Annotated in this window: 16 protein-coding genes and 1 other RNA gene; 9 read left to right on the top strand and 8 right to left on the bottom strand. The window is 59.4% G+C overall.

Going from position 1 to position 14,157, the window contains the following annotated elements; genetic code table 11:
* Nucleotides 1-76: 76 nt before the first annotated feature.
* From DSM107133_RS09530 to DSM107133_RS09505, 6 genes are all read right to left on the bottom strand, one after another.
* Nucleotides 77-1,498, bottom strand: coding sequence for a deoxyribodipyrimidine photo-lyase (locus DSM107133_RS09530; RefSeq protein WP_114292604.1), 1,422 nt, complete (start codon nucleotides 1,496-1,498; stop codon nucleotides 77-79).
* Between the two features lie 63 nt (nucleotides 1,499-1,561).
* Nucleotides 1,562-2,764, bottom strand: a complete 1,203-nt coding sequence (locus DSM107133_RS09525) for an aminotransferase class V-fold PLP-dependent enzyme (RefSeq protein ID WP_114292603.1) — start codon at nucleotides 2,762-2,764, stop codon at nucleotides 1,562-1,564.
* A 175-nt stretch (nucleotides 2,765-2,939) separates the two neighbouring features.
* A complete protein-coding gene (locus DSM107133_RS09520; protein ID WP_114292602.1) occupies nucleotides 2,940-4,580 on the bottom strand; it encodes a BCCT family transporter in 1,641 nt (546 codons plus the stop codon).
* A 163-nt stretch (nucleotides 4,581-4,743) separates the two neighbouring features.
* The gene (locus DSM107133_RS09515) at nucleotides 4,744-5,169 is read right to left on the bottom strand and encodes an HIT family protein (protein ID WP_114292601.1); all 426 of its coding nucleotides are present in this window, start codon (nucleotides 5,167-5,169) and stop codon (nucleotides 4,744-4,746) included.
* Nucleotides 5,166-6,149, bottom strand: coding sequence for an acryloyl-CoA reductase (gene acuI / locus DSM107133_RS09510; protein WP_114292600.1), 984 nt, complete (start codon nucleotides 6,147-6,149; stop codon nucleotides 5,166-5,168). The genes DSM107133_RS09515 and acuI overlap by 4 nt, the downstream gene beginning before the upstream one ends.
* Before the next feature lie 136 nt (nucleotides 6,150-6,285).
* A complete protein-coding gene (locus tag DSM107133_RS09505; RefSeq protein WP_114292599.1) occupies nucleotides 6,286-6,792 on the bottom strand; it encodes a DinB family protein in 507 nt (168 codons plus the stop codon).
* A gap of 231 nt (nucleotides 6,793-7,023) precedes the next feature.
* Here DSM107133_RS09505 and DSM107133_RS09500 point away from each other — a divergent pair, with 231 nt between their 5' ends.
* The 5 genes from DSM107133_RS09500 to DSM107133_RS09480 all read left to right on the top strand — a co-directional run bounded on the left by DSM107133_RS09500 (nucleotide 7,024) and on the right by DSM107133_RS09480 (nucleotide 10,298).
* Nucleotides 7,024-7,377: a DUF4345 family protein gene (locus tag DSM107133_RS09500; RefSeq protein WP_114292598.1), complete on the top strand. Its 354-nt coding sequence runs from the start codon at nucleotides 7,024-7,026 to the stop codon at nucleotides 7,375-7,377.
* Between the two features lie 78 nt (nucleotides 7,378-7,455).
* Nucleotides 7,456-7,804: a transfer-messenger RNA gene (ssrA, locus tag DSM107133_RS09495) on the top strand.
* Between the two features lie 169 nt (nucleotides 7,805-7,973).
* A complete protein-coding gene (gene chrA / locus DSM107133_RS09490) occupies nucleotides 7,974-9,194 on the top strand; it encodes a chromate efflux transporter (protein ID WP_114292597.1) in 1,221 nt (406 codons plus the stop codon).
* 79 nt (nucleotides 9,195-9,273) lie between these two features.
* Entirely contained in the window at nucleotides 9,274-9,786 is a 513-nt protein-coding gene (locus DSM107133_RS09485) for a ClpXP protease specificity-enhancing factor SspB (protein WP_114292596.1), read from the top strand.
* A 95-nt stretch (nucleotides 9,787-9,881) separates the two neighbouring features.
* The gene (locus tag DSM107133_RS09480; RefSeq protein WP_114292595.1) at nucleotides 9,882-10,298 is read left to right on the top strand and encodes an NUDIX hydrolase; all 417 of its coding nucleotides are present in this window, start codon (nucleotides 9,882-9,884) and stop codon (nucleotides 10,296-10,298) included.
* Here the strand turns inward: DSM107133_RS09480 and DSM107133_RS09475 are convergent.
* Nucleotides 10,273-10,845 carry a hypothetical protein gene (locus tag DSM107133_RS09475; protein ID WP_240310449.1) on the bottom strand — a complete coding sequence of 191 codons (573 nt, stop codon included), beginning with the start codon at nucleotides 10,843-10,845 and terminating at the stop codon, nucleotides 10,273-10,275. The genes DSM107133_RS09480 and DSM107133_RS09475 overlap by 26 nt on opposite strands.
* Before the next feature lie 235 nt (nucleotides 10,846-11,080).
* Between DSM107133_RS09475 and fumC the strand changes: the two genes are divergently transcribed.
* From fumC to DSM107133_RS09455, 4 genes are all read left to right on the top strand, one after another.
* Entirely contained in the window at nucleotides 11,081-12,472 is a 1,392-nt protein-coding gene (gene fumC / locus DSM107133_RS09470; RefSeq protein WP_114292594.1) for a class II fumarate hydratase, read from the top strand.
* A 4-nt stretch (nucleotides 12,473-12,476) separates the two neighbouring features.
* Nucleotides 12,477-12,653, top strand: a complete 177-nt coding sequence (locus DSM107133_RS09465) for a DUF4169 family protein (RefSeq protein WP_114292593.1) — start codon at nucleotides 12,477-12,479, stop codon at nucleotides 12,651-12,653.
* Nucleotides 12,650-12,868, top strand: coding sequence for a ribbon-helix-helix domain-containing protein (locus tag DSM107133_RS09460; RefSeq protein WP_114292592.1), 219 nt, complete (start codon nucleotides 12,650-12,652; stop codon nucleotides 12,866-12,868). Before DSM107133_RS09465 ends, DSM107133_RS09460 begins: the two co-directional genes overlap by 4 nt.
* 68 nt (nucleotides 12,869-12,936) lie before the next feature.
* Nucleotides 12,937-13,128, top strand: coding sequence for a hypothetical protein (locus tag DSM107133_RS09455; protein WP_345889584.1), 192 nt, complete (start codon nucleotides 12,937-12,939; stop codon nucleotides 13,126-13,128).
* Nucleotides 13,129-13,182: 54 nt separating this feature from the next.
* On the opposite strand, the gene DSM107133_RS09450 is transcribed toward DSM107133_RS09455, so the two are convergent.
* Nucleotides 13,183-14,073: a fructose bisphosphate aldolase gene (locus DSM107133_RS09450; RefSeq protein WP_114292591.1), complete on the bottom strand. Its 891-nt coding sequence runs from the start codon at nucleotides 14,071-14,073 to the stop codon at nucleotides 13,183-13,185.
* Nucleotides 14,074-14,157: the final 84 nt, after the last annotated feature.

Here is a 14,157-nt window from a genome sequence, read left to right as displayed (position 1 = left end):
GTGCGTGTCCATGTCGGTTGCTCACCGCGCCTTTCTGGCGCGTTATTCTTTATACGTTAAGATTTGTGTTTTAGTTTCAAAAGTCCCGATTTTCATAGGCTTCCAGTGCGCGGTGACGGCCCTGGTCGACCGGCACCACCGGATCGGGATAGGCATCATCGGGCGACAGCCCCCAGTGTCGGGGCATCGCGTCGAAGAACGACAACGCATCGGAATGCGGGTTGGCGCGACCTTCAGCGATCCATCGGCTGCTATATTGCCTGTTTTTGTCGAATTTGTCCAACTGCGTGACAGGGTTGAACACGCGGAAATAGGGCGTGGCGTCTGGCCCCGACCCTGCGGACCATTGCCAACCCATTGCATTGCTGGCGGGATCCCAATCGATCAGGCAATCTTCGAACCAGTCCAGCCCGATACGCCAGTGGGTCAACAGGTGTTTGGTCAGATAACTGGCCACAATCATGCGCCCGCGGTTGTGCATACGGCCCGTGACGTAAAGCTCGCGCATGGCCGCATCGACAAAGGGAATGCCGGTGCGCCCCTTTTTCCACGCCCAGACCTCTGCGGCGCGCGCATCTTCCTGCCACGGGAAGGCGTCCCAGTCTTCGCGCCAGTTGTCGGTCAGAATGCGCGGCGTGTGGTGCATCAGGTGATAAGCAAACTCGCGCCAGACCAGCTCTTTCAGAAAGGTTTCAGCGCCCTGTTTACCCTCGTGCCGTGCGCGCAGGCCCGCATGCCAGCACTGGTGCGGAGAGATTTCTCCAAGGGACAGGTTTTCGCTAAGGTTCGAGGTGCCGTCTGCACCAGGTATGTCGCGCAAGGCTTTGTAATCTTGTATAATATGCGCTATGAAGTGAGCCAGCCGCGATTGCGCCGCGCCCTCGCCCAATTGCACAAACGGACGCACCACCTGTGCGCCACGGTTCATCGCGGCGCCCATATCCCAATCGTCCAGAACGTCACTGCCGGGCCATGTCTCGGGGGCTGGAATGGTTGCAGGTGCGGACAGTGGCGCGTCGACGGCACGCGATTTCACATTGTTCCAGAACGGCGTAAAAACCCTGTAACATCCACCGCTTCCGGTTTCGACGGTCCAGGGTTCGAACATCAGGTGTCCGCCAAAAGATTTCGCCGCGATACTGTCGGCTTTCAGCGCTTCTTTCACCTTGGTATCGCGCGCAACACTGGCAGGATCATAGAGCCGAGACCAGAAAACAGCATCCGCGCCCGTTTCGCGCACCAGATCGCGCAGAACCTCCAGCGCCGCGCCGCGCCGCAGGATCAGGCGGCTGCCCTTTTGCTCCAGCGTCTTGGCCAATGCGCCGACACCCAAGCCCAGACGCCACTTGGGCGCGGCCCCCAATGCGCCGCTCAGGTCGTCGTGAATGAACACTGCAATCACCGGTCCACCGCGCTTGCAGGCGGCACTTAGCGCGGCATGGTCGCTGGTCCGCAGGTCGCGACGATACCACAGGATTGTTGGTAAACTGTTGGTCATGCCCCGTTTTCCCCCGATAGCCGTTTCAGGGCAAACTAGCCCGTTCCGGTCGGGGTCAAGAATTTACAGCACCGCATCCAGCGCCGTCAGCGCCTGATCTATTTCGGCCTGTGTCGTGTAATGGGTGAATGACAGCCGCAACACGCCCTGAGCGGGGTCGATCCCCATCGCCTCCAACGCGCGCACCGCATAGAAATCATCGCCCGCGGTCATGATGCCATGTTCGGCCAAAGCCTGCGCCACAGGTTTGGCTGCGCGCCCCATATCCAGTGCCACGGTCGGTGCGCGTGTGGCTGCATCGGTCGGACCAAGAATGCGCAGATCGTTGCGCCCTCGCAATCCGTCCAGCAGGTGTTGCAGCAGCTTGGTTTCATGGTCCCGCATCACGTCATGGACGCCACGCACATCGGTCTTGTGATGTGTGGCGAACGCATCCAGATAATCGGCCATGCCCGCACAGGCCGCCACCTGAGCATGATCCGGCCCTGCGGGCGTGAAGCGTTTGTACAGACTGCCAGCGTTGAAATAATGCCCCTGATTGGGCAAAAGCTCCCCCAACGCGCGACGGATCACCATCACCCCCTGGTGCGGCCCATAGGTTTTATAGGCCGAGAACAAATAGATATCGGGACCCAGATCACCGATGTCGGCAAAGCCGTGCGGTGCATAAGACACGCCGTCGACGCAGACAAAAGCCCCCGCAGCATGGGCGGCGGCGGTGATTTCCACCACCGGATTGACCTCGCCCACCACGTTCGAGCAATGGGGAAAGCAGACCAGACGCACACGTTCATCCAGCAACGCCTCAAGCTTGTCGATCTCCAGCGTTCCGCTGTCCGGGTTGATCTGCCATTCGCGCACGTCGATGCCACGCTCGGCCAGCCTGCGCCACGGGCCGCTGTTGGCCTCGTGGTCCTGATTGGTCACTATGATCGCTTCGCCCGGCTCCAGCATCTGGCCAAAGGCTTGCGCCAGCACATAGGTGTTTTGCGTGGTCGAGGGGCCAAAGCAAAGCTCGTCGGTTTCGACGCCCAGAATGGCGGCCAGACGGCTGCGCGCCTCGTCCATTTCCGCGCCGCCCAGACGGCTTGCTTCAAAGGTGCCATAGGGCTGCACCTTGCGTTCGGTATAAAACCGCGTCAGCCGGTCGATCACCGGCTGGCACGTATAGCTGCCGCCAGCGTTTTCAAAAAACGCCTGCCCTTGCAATGCGGGTTGCGAAAAGGCGGGGAATTGGGCGCGGACCCAGTCTGTGTCGAGTGTCATGCGCACAGGGTGGTTTTGTCGACAGGAAAGGTCAAGACGGGAACAGCGCTGTGACGCGGCGGTTTTGTGGTGGTTCACCAGACAGACATTCAGCGCGCAATTGGGCTATGCCCCGGTTTCGCGCAAAAGAAGGGCCGCCCGACAGGACGGCCCTTCTTTGATCCGTTGGCAAAGCTTAGCGCATGTTGGCGCGTTCACTTTGCAATCCGCGGAAGATGCACCAACACATGACCAGCAGCACCAGTGTGAACAGCAAGCCCGTCGAGATGACCATGGATTGCAACGCTGCAAGGCCACCGCCCAGCAACAGAGCAATCGCAACCGCACCTTCGAACACACACCAGAACACCCGCTGGGGCACCGGCGCGTCAACCTTGCCGCCTGCCGTGATCGTGTCGATCACAAGGCTGCCCGAGTCAGACGAGGTCACAAAGAACACCACCACCAGCACGATGCCGATGAACGATGTGATCGACGCCAAAGGCAGTTCGCCCAGCATACGGAACAGCTGCAACGGAAGTTCGGCATCTTGTGCACCGGTGAAGCCGTCGTTCAGAACCTGATGGATCGCGGTGCCACCAAAGATCGACATCCACAGGACGCAGACCAGCGACGGGATCAGCAGAACGCAAACGATGAATTCACGCACGGTCCGGCCCCGGCTGACGCGGGCGATAAACATGCCGACGAAAGGTGACCAGCTGATCCACCACGCCCAATAGAACGCGGTCCAGCCTTGCGAAAAGTTCACGTCTTCACGACCGAACGGATTTGCCAAAGCGGGCAGATACTCGACATAGGCCACCAGGCTGTCCCAGAAGAACGTAATCAGGAAGACAGTTGGCCCAACGATCAACGTGAACACGGCCAGCAACGCAGCCAGCCCCATGTTGATCTCGCTCAGCACTTTCACACCGCCATCAAGGCCGCGCAGCACCGATACCAAGGCAATCGCGGTGATGATGATGATCAGCACAATTTGCGAGGTTTCGCCAACCGGCACGCCAAACAGTTCATTCAGACCCGCGTTGGCCTGCGTCGCACCAAGACCCAGCGATGTCGCCAGACCAAACAGCGTCGCAAAAACCGCGATGATGTCGATCAGGTGCCCGGGCCAGCCCCAGACCCGATCGCCCAGAAGCGGATAGAATGCCGAACGGATCGTCAGCGGCAAACCCTTGTTATAGGTGAACAAGGCCAGCGCCAGCGCCACGATTGCGTAGATCGCCCAAGGGTGCAAACCCCAGTGATAGATCGTTGCAGCCATGCCCAGCTGAACCGCTGCGGCCTGGTCTCCGCCTGCCGCGCCCAAAGGTGCCCAATCGGTACGCACCCCGTTTTCCGCAGCTGTTCCGCCAAAGGAGGACGAGAAATGTGAAAGCGGTTCAGACACGCCATAGAACATCAAGCCGATGCCCATGCCGGCCGCGAACAGCATCGCAAACCAACCCATATAGGTATAATCAGGCGCCGCTTCGGCCCCGCCCAATCTGACCGAGCCAAACGGTGTGACAATCAGCAACAGTGCAAAAATAACCACAATGTCGGCCGATCCAATCAGGAACCAGTCAAAGTTGTGGGTTGTGAAGCTGAACATCGCGCTGAACACCGAGGATGCCTGTTCCGGCATCAATAGTGTGTAAAGAACAAAGATCACCACAGCCGCGCCGGAAATGGCAAATACGGGGTTGTGAATATCCAGACCGAAAGGTCCGATCTGGGTTTCGATATTATCTTGTCCGATCTCGTAATCGGTGTCGATGACATCGGCAGCACCATCTGGTGATGGTATGCCTTGGTTGTCGTTTTCTGACATTTACTGTGCCCTCCAAGTGTGCCGGGTCATATGGCTGGCTTGGCGCCACATACCCGTTTTTTCTTTCGACTTAGGAGTTAAATCATAACTCCCACCCCCTTTGTAGCAACACGTTGCTTCAATAAATGACGCTTGACACGTCACTTTTGGGACAGGCGCGTCATTATTGGCCGACAGTCAGTGCCGCGCTGACCGCTTTTGCATGGGCGGCGATGGTTTCCATATCACCCATTTTCCCCGGCGGACGCAGGGCGGTTCCCGTATGCCGGGGCAGGATGTGAAAGTGCAAATGAAACACTTCCTGCCCGCCTGCGGCCTCGTTGAACTGCTGCAAAGTGATGCCATCTGCGTCAAAAGCCGTCATCGCCGCATTGGCCACCTTGTTCACCGTCTTCATACAGGCGGCCAGTTGCGCAGGGCTTGCATCCAGCATGTTGCGGCACGGCGTTTTCGGTATCACCAGACAATGACCGTCGGCGCGCGGCATGATGTCCATGAAGCACAGCGTGTCGTCGTCTTCATAGACCGTCACATTGGGGATTTCGCCGCGCAGGATCTTGGCAAAGATATTCTGATCGTCGTAGCTCATGCGTTCACATCCACCACGACGCGGCCCTTGACCTGACCATTCAGAATATCGGCACCCAGTTTCGGCAGGTCCGACAGGGTTGCGGGTTGCACCATGGCTTCCAGCTTGTCCATCGGCAGGTCCTTGGCAATGCGTTTCCATGCCCGGACGCGGTTGTCATAGGGCTGCATCACTGAATCGATCCCCAGCAGGTTCACACCACGCAGCAGGAAGGGAATGACCGTCGCCGGCAATGCAGCACCACCCGCCAGACCGACGGCGGCCACGCTGGCCCCGTATTCCATCTGCCCCAGCACACGCGCCAGCATCGCACCGCCCACGGCGTCCACACAGCCGCCCCATGTCTCGCCTTCCAGCGGGCGCTTGACCGTTTCGTTGATTTCCTCACGCGCCACAATCTGCGTGGCCCCCAGGGATGTCAGATAGTCCGCAGTCTCGGGCCGTCCGGTCACACCGGCCACCTGATAACCAAGGTTGGCCAGAATGGCCGTCGCAACCGAACCAACGCCGCCCGCTGCTCCGGTGACCAGCACCGGGCCTTTCTTGATCCCGTGATCTTCCAGCGCCATCACCGCCAACATCGCGGTGAAACCGGCCGTGCCCACCGCCATCGCCTGACGCGTGTCCAGCCCATCGGGCAGCGGAACCAGCCAATCGGCCTTGACCCGCGCCTTTTGTGAATAACCGCCCCAATGGGCCTCGCCCACGCGCCAGCCGGTCAGCACGACCTTGTCGCCGGGCTTGTATCGCGCGTCTTGCGAGCTTTCGACAGTCCCGGCAAAATCAATCCCCGGCACATGCGGATAGTTCCGCACCAGACCGCCGCCCGGGCCGATGCACAGTCCGTCCTTGTAGTTCACCGTCGAAAATTCGACCGCCACCACAACATCTCCGTTTGGCAGATCGTCCAGGCCAAGCTGCGTCACCGCCGCAGAAGTCTTGCCGTCCTCGTCTTTGTTCACAACCAATGCGTCAAACATACCGCTCTGTCCTTCCCGAAGGCCCTTTGCCTTCTCTGGTTCAAAAATATCCCGGGGTGCACGAGGGGCTGGCCCCTCGGTCCCGAACTCTCAGCGCAAACGCAGGCTTATGGTCCCGCGTTCCGCTTTCCGTTGATCACGTCCCAACGTCGTCCATAAACACCAGATCACTGACCGGGGCCGCCTGCCCGGCTGCGGTCAGCATGGCATGCACCTGACCACGATGGTGGGTCTGGTGGTTGAAGAAATGTGCGACGCACAGCCACATGGGCCGCGTCAACATCGCGTCGTGCCCGCCCGAATACCAAGACAGGTCACCGGCCAGATCCACATTGCGCAGGTTTGCCGCCCAGATTTTCATCCGGCCGTCCACCTGGAACCGCTCGGCGTTCCACGCGGCGATGGTCGGCGTATGTTTTGTGGTGTCTCCGCGCGCGGGCGCGTCAACATCCGCGCCAAAGCGGCTGAGCCACATCCGGTCGCCCCACAGCAGATGGTTCAACGTCCCAAGGATCGAGCCGAAGAACGCACCGCGATCCAGCTCAAGCGCGTCGCGGTCCATTTTGGTCACGATTCCGGTAAGCTGGGTGTTCTGCCACGCATTATAGCGCGCCATCGTCGTTACATAGTTTTTGTCGATCACCCCGACGCCCCTCCGGTCGAACGGGCGCGTTTCTGGCACCCTGAATCAGCGTGCCGCGAAATTGCCAGACATGCCAGCCCAAGACAAAGAGAAACGCGCAAACAGCTCTTTGACCCCACGTTGCAGGTCGCCTGAGCCTGCGCGAACATGCAAACCGCAAAACGGCCCTTGCCCTTCTGCCTGACAGGATCATCTTGGCAATCACCCAACATCAGATCGAAAGCCCCCGGTATGGTCGACATTCTCAACGTGATCGCTGCCCTTGTCACGGTGGTTTTCGGACTGTTCGGGTTCATTGCCCCGCGCTATACCGCCAACACTCTGGATCTGGCGCCGACCAACAGTACGATGGGCCTCAGCGAAATGCGGGCCTCGGTCGGTGGGTTGTTCGTGGTGTCGGGCCTCGCGGCACTTTGCTTGGATGCGCCGCTGGCCTACGCGATGGTTGGGTTTGCCTATGCGGGGGCCGCTGCGGGTCGGGTTGTGTCGTTGTTTTTGGACAAACCACCCATGAAAAAACTGCTTGTCTTCGGCGGGATCGAAGCGGCACTGGCGCTGTGGTTGATTGCCGCCAACCTTGATTGATCTAGCTATTTGCAAGTGAAAACAATATGCTGGGATGCAATTCTAATGCACCACATCACCCGCTGATTTCTCGCCACCCCCCTTGCAAGACACAACATGCCGCCCTATATTCAAAGTGTCCTTCGGGACTATGGACATAAACGCGCTCGTAATACGCGGATCGGACCCGGGGGCGGTACCCGGCGTCTCCACCAAACATCCTTCATTTGGGGATCATGGGGACGAAACAGGATCGACGAACGTCTAAAAGGGTTTGCTTTGTTTCGGCTGTCTGCCACCGTTATCGGCGAAAACTGTACAATTGCAAATGACAATCGTGCTCCGATGGCAGTTGCAGCGTAAGCTGTAACCAACATCGAAACTTAAGTCCTTGCGCCTAGCAGTGTAAGGCGGGGTTCGCAGGCACCTGGCAACAGAAGCCTGCACTTTCCTCCCCCTGCAAATATTTTCCCATCATCGTTGCGCGACGGTTTCACCTGTTGGCCGCTGTTGACAGCGCCCTGTCCGCTGGCCACAGATTGCGCCAGACGGGCGTTCTTTGCCCCAGCGCAAGGAGTGTTGCGGTGTCCTGTTCGAACCCTCCAGGCTATGTGTCGATGACCCGCGTGTTCGGACGCATCGGCCTGCTGAGTTTCGGCGGCCCCGCGGCACAGATCGCCCTGATGCATTCCGAACTGGTCGAGCGCCACAAATGGCTGAGCGAACAGGATTACCTGCGCGCGCTGTCGCTGTGCATGTTGCTTCCCGGCCCCGAGGCGATGCAACTGGCCACCTATGCAGGCTGGCGGTTGCGCGGGGTCGCGGGGGGCCTGCTGGGCGGGCTGCTGTTCGTGGTGCCGGGGGCTGCGGTGATCATGGCGCTGGCAATGGGCTATGTCTATTTCGGCGCGCTGCCTTTGGTGCAGGCTGCTTTTGTCGGCATCAAGGCGGCGGTGATCGTTGTGGTGGTTCAGGCGCTGCTGCGGGTCAGCCGCAAAGCGCTGCAAACGCCGTCGGCCTGGGCACTGGCAGGTCTGGCCTTTGTCGGGTTGTTTGTCTTTGGCCTGCCCTATCCTCTTTTGATCCTTGGCGCCGGCCTGTTTGGGGCCTGGCGCGCGAAAGATGTCGCAGCGCAGCCAATGCCTGCTCCTACAACCAGCACCCCCATCAGAACCATTGCGATCTGGGGCCTGCTTTGGGCTGCGCCGCTGGCGCTGGTCTGGGCGTTGGATCACACATTCCTTTTGCAGCTTGGCCTGTTCTTTTCCAAACTGGCGGTGGTCACCTTTGGCGGGGCCTACGCCGTTCTGGCCTATATGACGCAAACCGTGGTGCAGGATTTCGGCTGGATCGACACAGGTCAGATGATCGACGCGCTTGGGCTGGCCGAGACCACGCCGGGGCCGCTGATTCTGGTGACCGAGTTCGTGGCGCTGCTGGCGGGCTTTGCCCACGGCGGGCCGGGTATGGCGATTCTGGCCGGGGGGCTGGCGCTGTGGGTGACGTTTACCCCCTGTTTTCTGTGGATTTTCCTTGCCGGTCCTTATCTGGACGCCCTGTCAGCCCGCCCCAGACTGGCCGCAGCATTGCAAGCGATCACCGCCGCAGTGGTTGGCGTGATTCTGAACCTGTCGGTCTGGTTTGCGCTGCATGTGTTGTTCAAAACCCTGCACACCAAGGGCGCGATGCCCCTGCCCGATCTTGCGACGCTGGATCTGACGGCCCTGATGCTGACCGCGCTGGCTGCCGTTTTTTTGCTGTGGATGCGTCTGGCCCTGCCGGCAACGCTGGCGGTCACTGCGATTGCCGGTCTTCTGGCGGGCGCAATTGTCGGATAATACTGGACACCCCTTTCGCTTGGTCGCAAAACTTATATGATCGACCACAACGAAAATCAGAGGGTTAAGAGACACGCGCATGGGCCGCAATATTGACTATGGCAATCTGATGCATGACGCCATGCGTGGCTTGATCCGCAAGGTCTTGCAAGATGTGGCAGACAACGGTCTACCCGGTGCGCATCATTTCTTTATCACCTTTGACACCAGCCATCCCGATGCGGAACTGGCCGATTGGCTGTCCGACCGTTACCCCGGCGAAATGACCGTGGTGATGCAACACTGGTACGACAAGCTGGAAGTGACCGACGACGGGTTCTCGATCACTCTGAATTTCGGTGACGCGCCCGAGCCGCTGTATATCCCCTATGACGCGATCAAGACCTTTGTTGATCCTTCCGTGGAATTCGGTCTGCGTTTTGAAAGCCAGGACGCCACCGAAGGCGACGATCTGGTGGTACCGACAGCAGAAGACGAAAAACACGAGGTTGTGCCCTCTCCGGTCGTGCACACAGATCACACAGATGCCAAGAAAGAACCGGGCAAGAAAGACGCCGACGTGGTGTCGCTGGACAGTTTCCGCAAACATTAGAGGATTTCAGCGCCCAGAGCGTCAAGACGCCAGATCCGAATTCCGATACGTCTGCCCATGCCTTTGCGCTTCTGGCCTGTCGAAAGTCTGAAACCATGTCGCAAGCTCCCAAACTGGCCGCCTTGGCTGTTGTGATCCGTGCAGATCATGTTCTGCTGGTCCAACGCAAAAACGAACCCGACGCAGGACTATGGGGATTTCCAGGCGGGCATGTCGAGCTGGGAGAAACCGCGCTGGCAGCTGCTGCGCGCGAGTTGCATGAAGAGACAGGGGTGACTGCCCATCCGCTGCGCTATCTCAAGAACATTGACGTGATTACAACCGGCACAGACGGGGCCGTGCGCTTTCACTTTCTGCTGGCCGCAGTGCTTTGTGACTATGTCGTCGGCGATCCGGTTGCCAACGACGACGCAAGTGCGGCGGAATGGGTGCCAGTGCGAGACATCCTGGGCAACCAGCGCGCCTGTAGCGCCCATGTGGATGACGTTATTCGCGCCGCAACACGGTGCTGACCGTGCGCAGCGGCACACCATTGCGCAGGCGCTGAAATTTCAACCGCAGCCCGTCATCGACCAATGTCCGGTCGAATTGCTGAATTTCATATCCGCCCTCATCGGTGATAAACAGAGAATAGACCGACAGCGTATCGTTCTTCAGCTTAGCCCAGACATAGGGTTCGCCCTGCATGGGGTCCAGTTGCACGTCATGTCCGAACACGTTGCGCCCCATGGCTGCGGAAAAGATTCCTGCGCGCTCACTGGCCACAAAACGAATGACATAGGATTTTGATTTCGCGGTTCCATCGGCACGGGTGCGGGTCGAGGTCCAACTGACGGTAAAGCCTTTTGCGTTCTTGCCTATCTCCACGCTCATGTCGCGCGGCTGCACGGTTCCATCCGCCGACAGGACATCGGCAGAGCCTGTGTAGGTGCCGATGAACGGGGTGATATCCGCGCGCGCCGGCATAGCAAATGCCATCAGGACAACAAGGGTCAGCGCTACCATCGAATGCACCTGTGGCACGATCCGTAGTCGGTTGGCAGCGATGGCTCGCGTCATGTGGTGTCCTCTCGGGTCGGTGTCGCGCACATTCCAGCGCCTTCATTCTCTCTATATAGGCCCGCTGACGCACGCTGCCAGAGCGAAAGCGGCGATCACCGTCTGCGCAGGGCAAGTTTGCCGTGATACCACAAATGCTGCGCAAGTCTGGCGCTAACACAGCCATTGTTCAATTGCGCCAACGCTGTCGGGGCGGTACACCCTGCGTGACATTTCACCAGACCGGAGCCTATTCATGTCCCAAACCCGCACCGAAACCGACAGCTTCGGCCCTCTTGAAGTCCCTTCGGACAAATATTGGGGCGCGCAGACGCAACGCTCGATCATGAATTTTCCCATCGGCTGGGAAAAACAGCCCGTCGCCATCGTGCGCGCGCTGGGCGTGATCAAGAAAGCCTGCGCGGCGGTGAATCTGGAATTCGGAGATCTGGATGCAGATCTGGCACCGGCCATCGACCAGGCGGCGCAGGAAGTGATCGACGGCAAGTTCGACGACAACTTTCCGTTGGTCGTCTGGCAGACCGGGTCAGGCACGCAATCGAACATGAATGCGAACGAGGTCATCTCGAACCGCGCGATCGAGATCATGGGCGGCGCGATGGGGTCAAAGACCCCAGTTCACCCCAACGATCACTGCAACATGGGCCAGTCGTCGAACGACACGTTCCCCACCGCGATGCATGTGGCCATCGGCATGGTCGCGCGTGACACGCTGCTGCCGGGCCTGCGCAAGCTGCACGCCGCCCTTGCCGCCAAGTCGGACGAATTCAAGGACATCATCAAGATCGGCCGCACCCACACGCAGGATGCAACACCGCTGACGCTGGGCCAGGAATTCGGCGGCTATGCGCATCAGGTCGCCAAGGGCATCGCGCGCGTCGAGGCCTGTCTGCCGGACATCTACGAACTGGCCCAGGGCGGCACAGCCGTCGGCACCGGCCTGAACACCCGCAAGGGCTTTGCCGAGAAGGTCGCGGCAGAAATCGCTGGGATCACCGGACTGCCCTTTGTCACCGCGCCCAACAAGTTCGAGGCACTGGCCGCCCATGACGCGATGGTCATGTTCTCGGGTGCGCTGAAAACCGTTGCCGCTTCGCTGTTCAAGATCGCCAACGACATGCGCCTGCTGGGCTCGGGTCCGCGTTCGGGACTGGGCGAGCTGATCCTGCCCGAAAACGAGCCTGGGTCGTCGATCATGCCCGGCAAGGTGAACCCGACGCAGGCCGAGGCGCTGACGATGGTCTGCGCGCATGTAATGGGCAATGACGCCGCCGTCGGCTTTGCCGGCAGCCAAGGTCATTTCGAGCTGAACGTTTATAACCCGATGATGAGCTATAACGTGATCCAGTCCATGCAATTGCTGGGCGACGCGGCGGGCAGCTTTACCGACAACATGGTCGTCGGCACCCAAGCCAATGTCGAGCGGATCGACAAGCTGATGAAGGAGTCGCTGATGCTGGTCACGGCGCTCGCCCCCACCATCGGCTATGACAACGCCACCAAGGTCGCCAAGACCGCGCACAAGAACGGCACGACGCTGAAAGAAGAGGCGATTGCGCTGGGCTTTGTCGACGCGGAAACCTTTGACCGTGTGGTGCGCCCCGAAGACATGATCGGGCCGAAGTAAGCCTGTGGTCACGCCGGTAAACCTGAACAAGGCCCGCAAGGCCAAAGCCCGCGCCACCAAATCCGCGCGGGCAGATGAAAATGCGGTGAAATTCGGGCGCACCAAGGCGCAGAAAGACAGCGCGCGCAAAGAGGCCGACAGGGCCGTGCGCGCGCTGGACAACCACAAACGCGAGTCATGAGCGGGCGGCCCGTCAAACGGTCGCTGACCCTGCACGGGCACCGCACGTCGGTATCACTGGAAGAGGCGTTCTGGCGGGCGTTCCGCGATATTGCCGCGACGCGGGGCCAGCCGATCAATGCGCTGGCGGCCGAGATTGACGATGCACGCGACCCGGATGTGGGGCTTGCCTCGTCGATACGCCTCTTTGTCTTCCACGAATTAACCGGACGTTAACCACGGTCTGCTGATCTGGCAAAATGTCAGAGTTTCACCCCCACGGCCCCTTTAGCCCCGACCGATACGTGCTGGAAATTTTCAGCACGCAGGCGGCCCGTCGCGGCGCGGTCATCCGCCGAAAAATCCGCGACATCGAACGATACGTGGGCCGCGATGCGTTTCTGCGTGAAGTGCAGCGACGCGGCTATCATGCGATCGAGAACGCGGGTCAGTTCATCGTCTTTTGCAACAACGAACCGATCCGCGTCCTGTTTTGACGGTTTTTCAGACTGAAAAACCGAAAGGAAAATAGCGCGCTATTTTCCCTTTCTTCAGATCGACGCGCGGTAGATCTTGTCGATGTTGGTGCCCAGTGCCGTGTTGAATTCGGCATCGGACATCGCGCGCTGCAATCCTTCGGTCAGTGCACGGCTGAAACTGGCGATCATCTTGGTATTCTGGCTCAACTTCTCGCAAGCCACATCGGTGCTGTACCCGCCCGACAGCGCCACAACCCGCACGACGCGCGCATGATCCGCCAGATCATCGTAAAGCCCTGCCACGTTCGGAATGGTCAGTTTCAACATCACGTTGTCGCTGTCCCCCAAGGTGTCCAGATGCTTCAGGATCGCCGCCTTCAGCATGTCCTCGGCTTCGGCCTTGCTCTCTGAATGGATATTCACCTCGGGCTCGATGATCGGCACCAGACCGGCCGCGATAACCTGACGCGCCACTTCGAACTGCTGCGCCACGACCTTTTCGATACCGCCCGCATTGGCTGTGTTGATGACTGAACGTTCCTTGGTCCCGTAAATGCCCGCTTTGGCCGCCGCTTGCAGTGTCGCGTCCAGCGTCGGCATCGGCTTCATCATCTGCACGCCGTCCGCCTCGTCCTCCAAGCCTTTGTCGATCTTCAGAAAGGGCACCACATTGCAGTTTTCCCACAGATAGTCAGGCACTTTTTTGCCGTCGATGCTTTCGCCCATGGTGCGTTCAAACAGAATTGCGCCGATCACCTTCTTGCCGGTGAAATCATCGGCCAGAATGATCCGCTCGCGCATCTTCTGGATTTCGTCGAACATTGCCTCTTCGCTGTCATAGTCGTTGGAATCCACGCCATACAGCCCCAACGCTTTCGGCGTCGAACCGCCAGATTGGTCCAGCGCGGCGATAAAACCAGCGCCTGTGTTCATTTGTACATGTTGGTCTGATGTCTTGGACATGGAAATCTCCGAAATTCATTTGATTCTTTGGACGGTGTTAACCCATCTGGGCGCGGCTTAGAATGTGATAGCGCAAACAGAATG

Source organism: Pseudosulfitobacter sp. DSM 107133 (genome assembly GCF_022788695.1).
GTDB lineage: Bacteria > Pseudomonadota > Alphaproteobacteria > Rhodobacterales > Rhodobacteraceae > Pseudosulfitobacter.
Note: the sequence above shows the minus strand (reverse complement) of the source record. Positions and strands in the feature narration are given on the sequence as shown.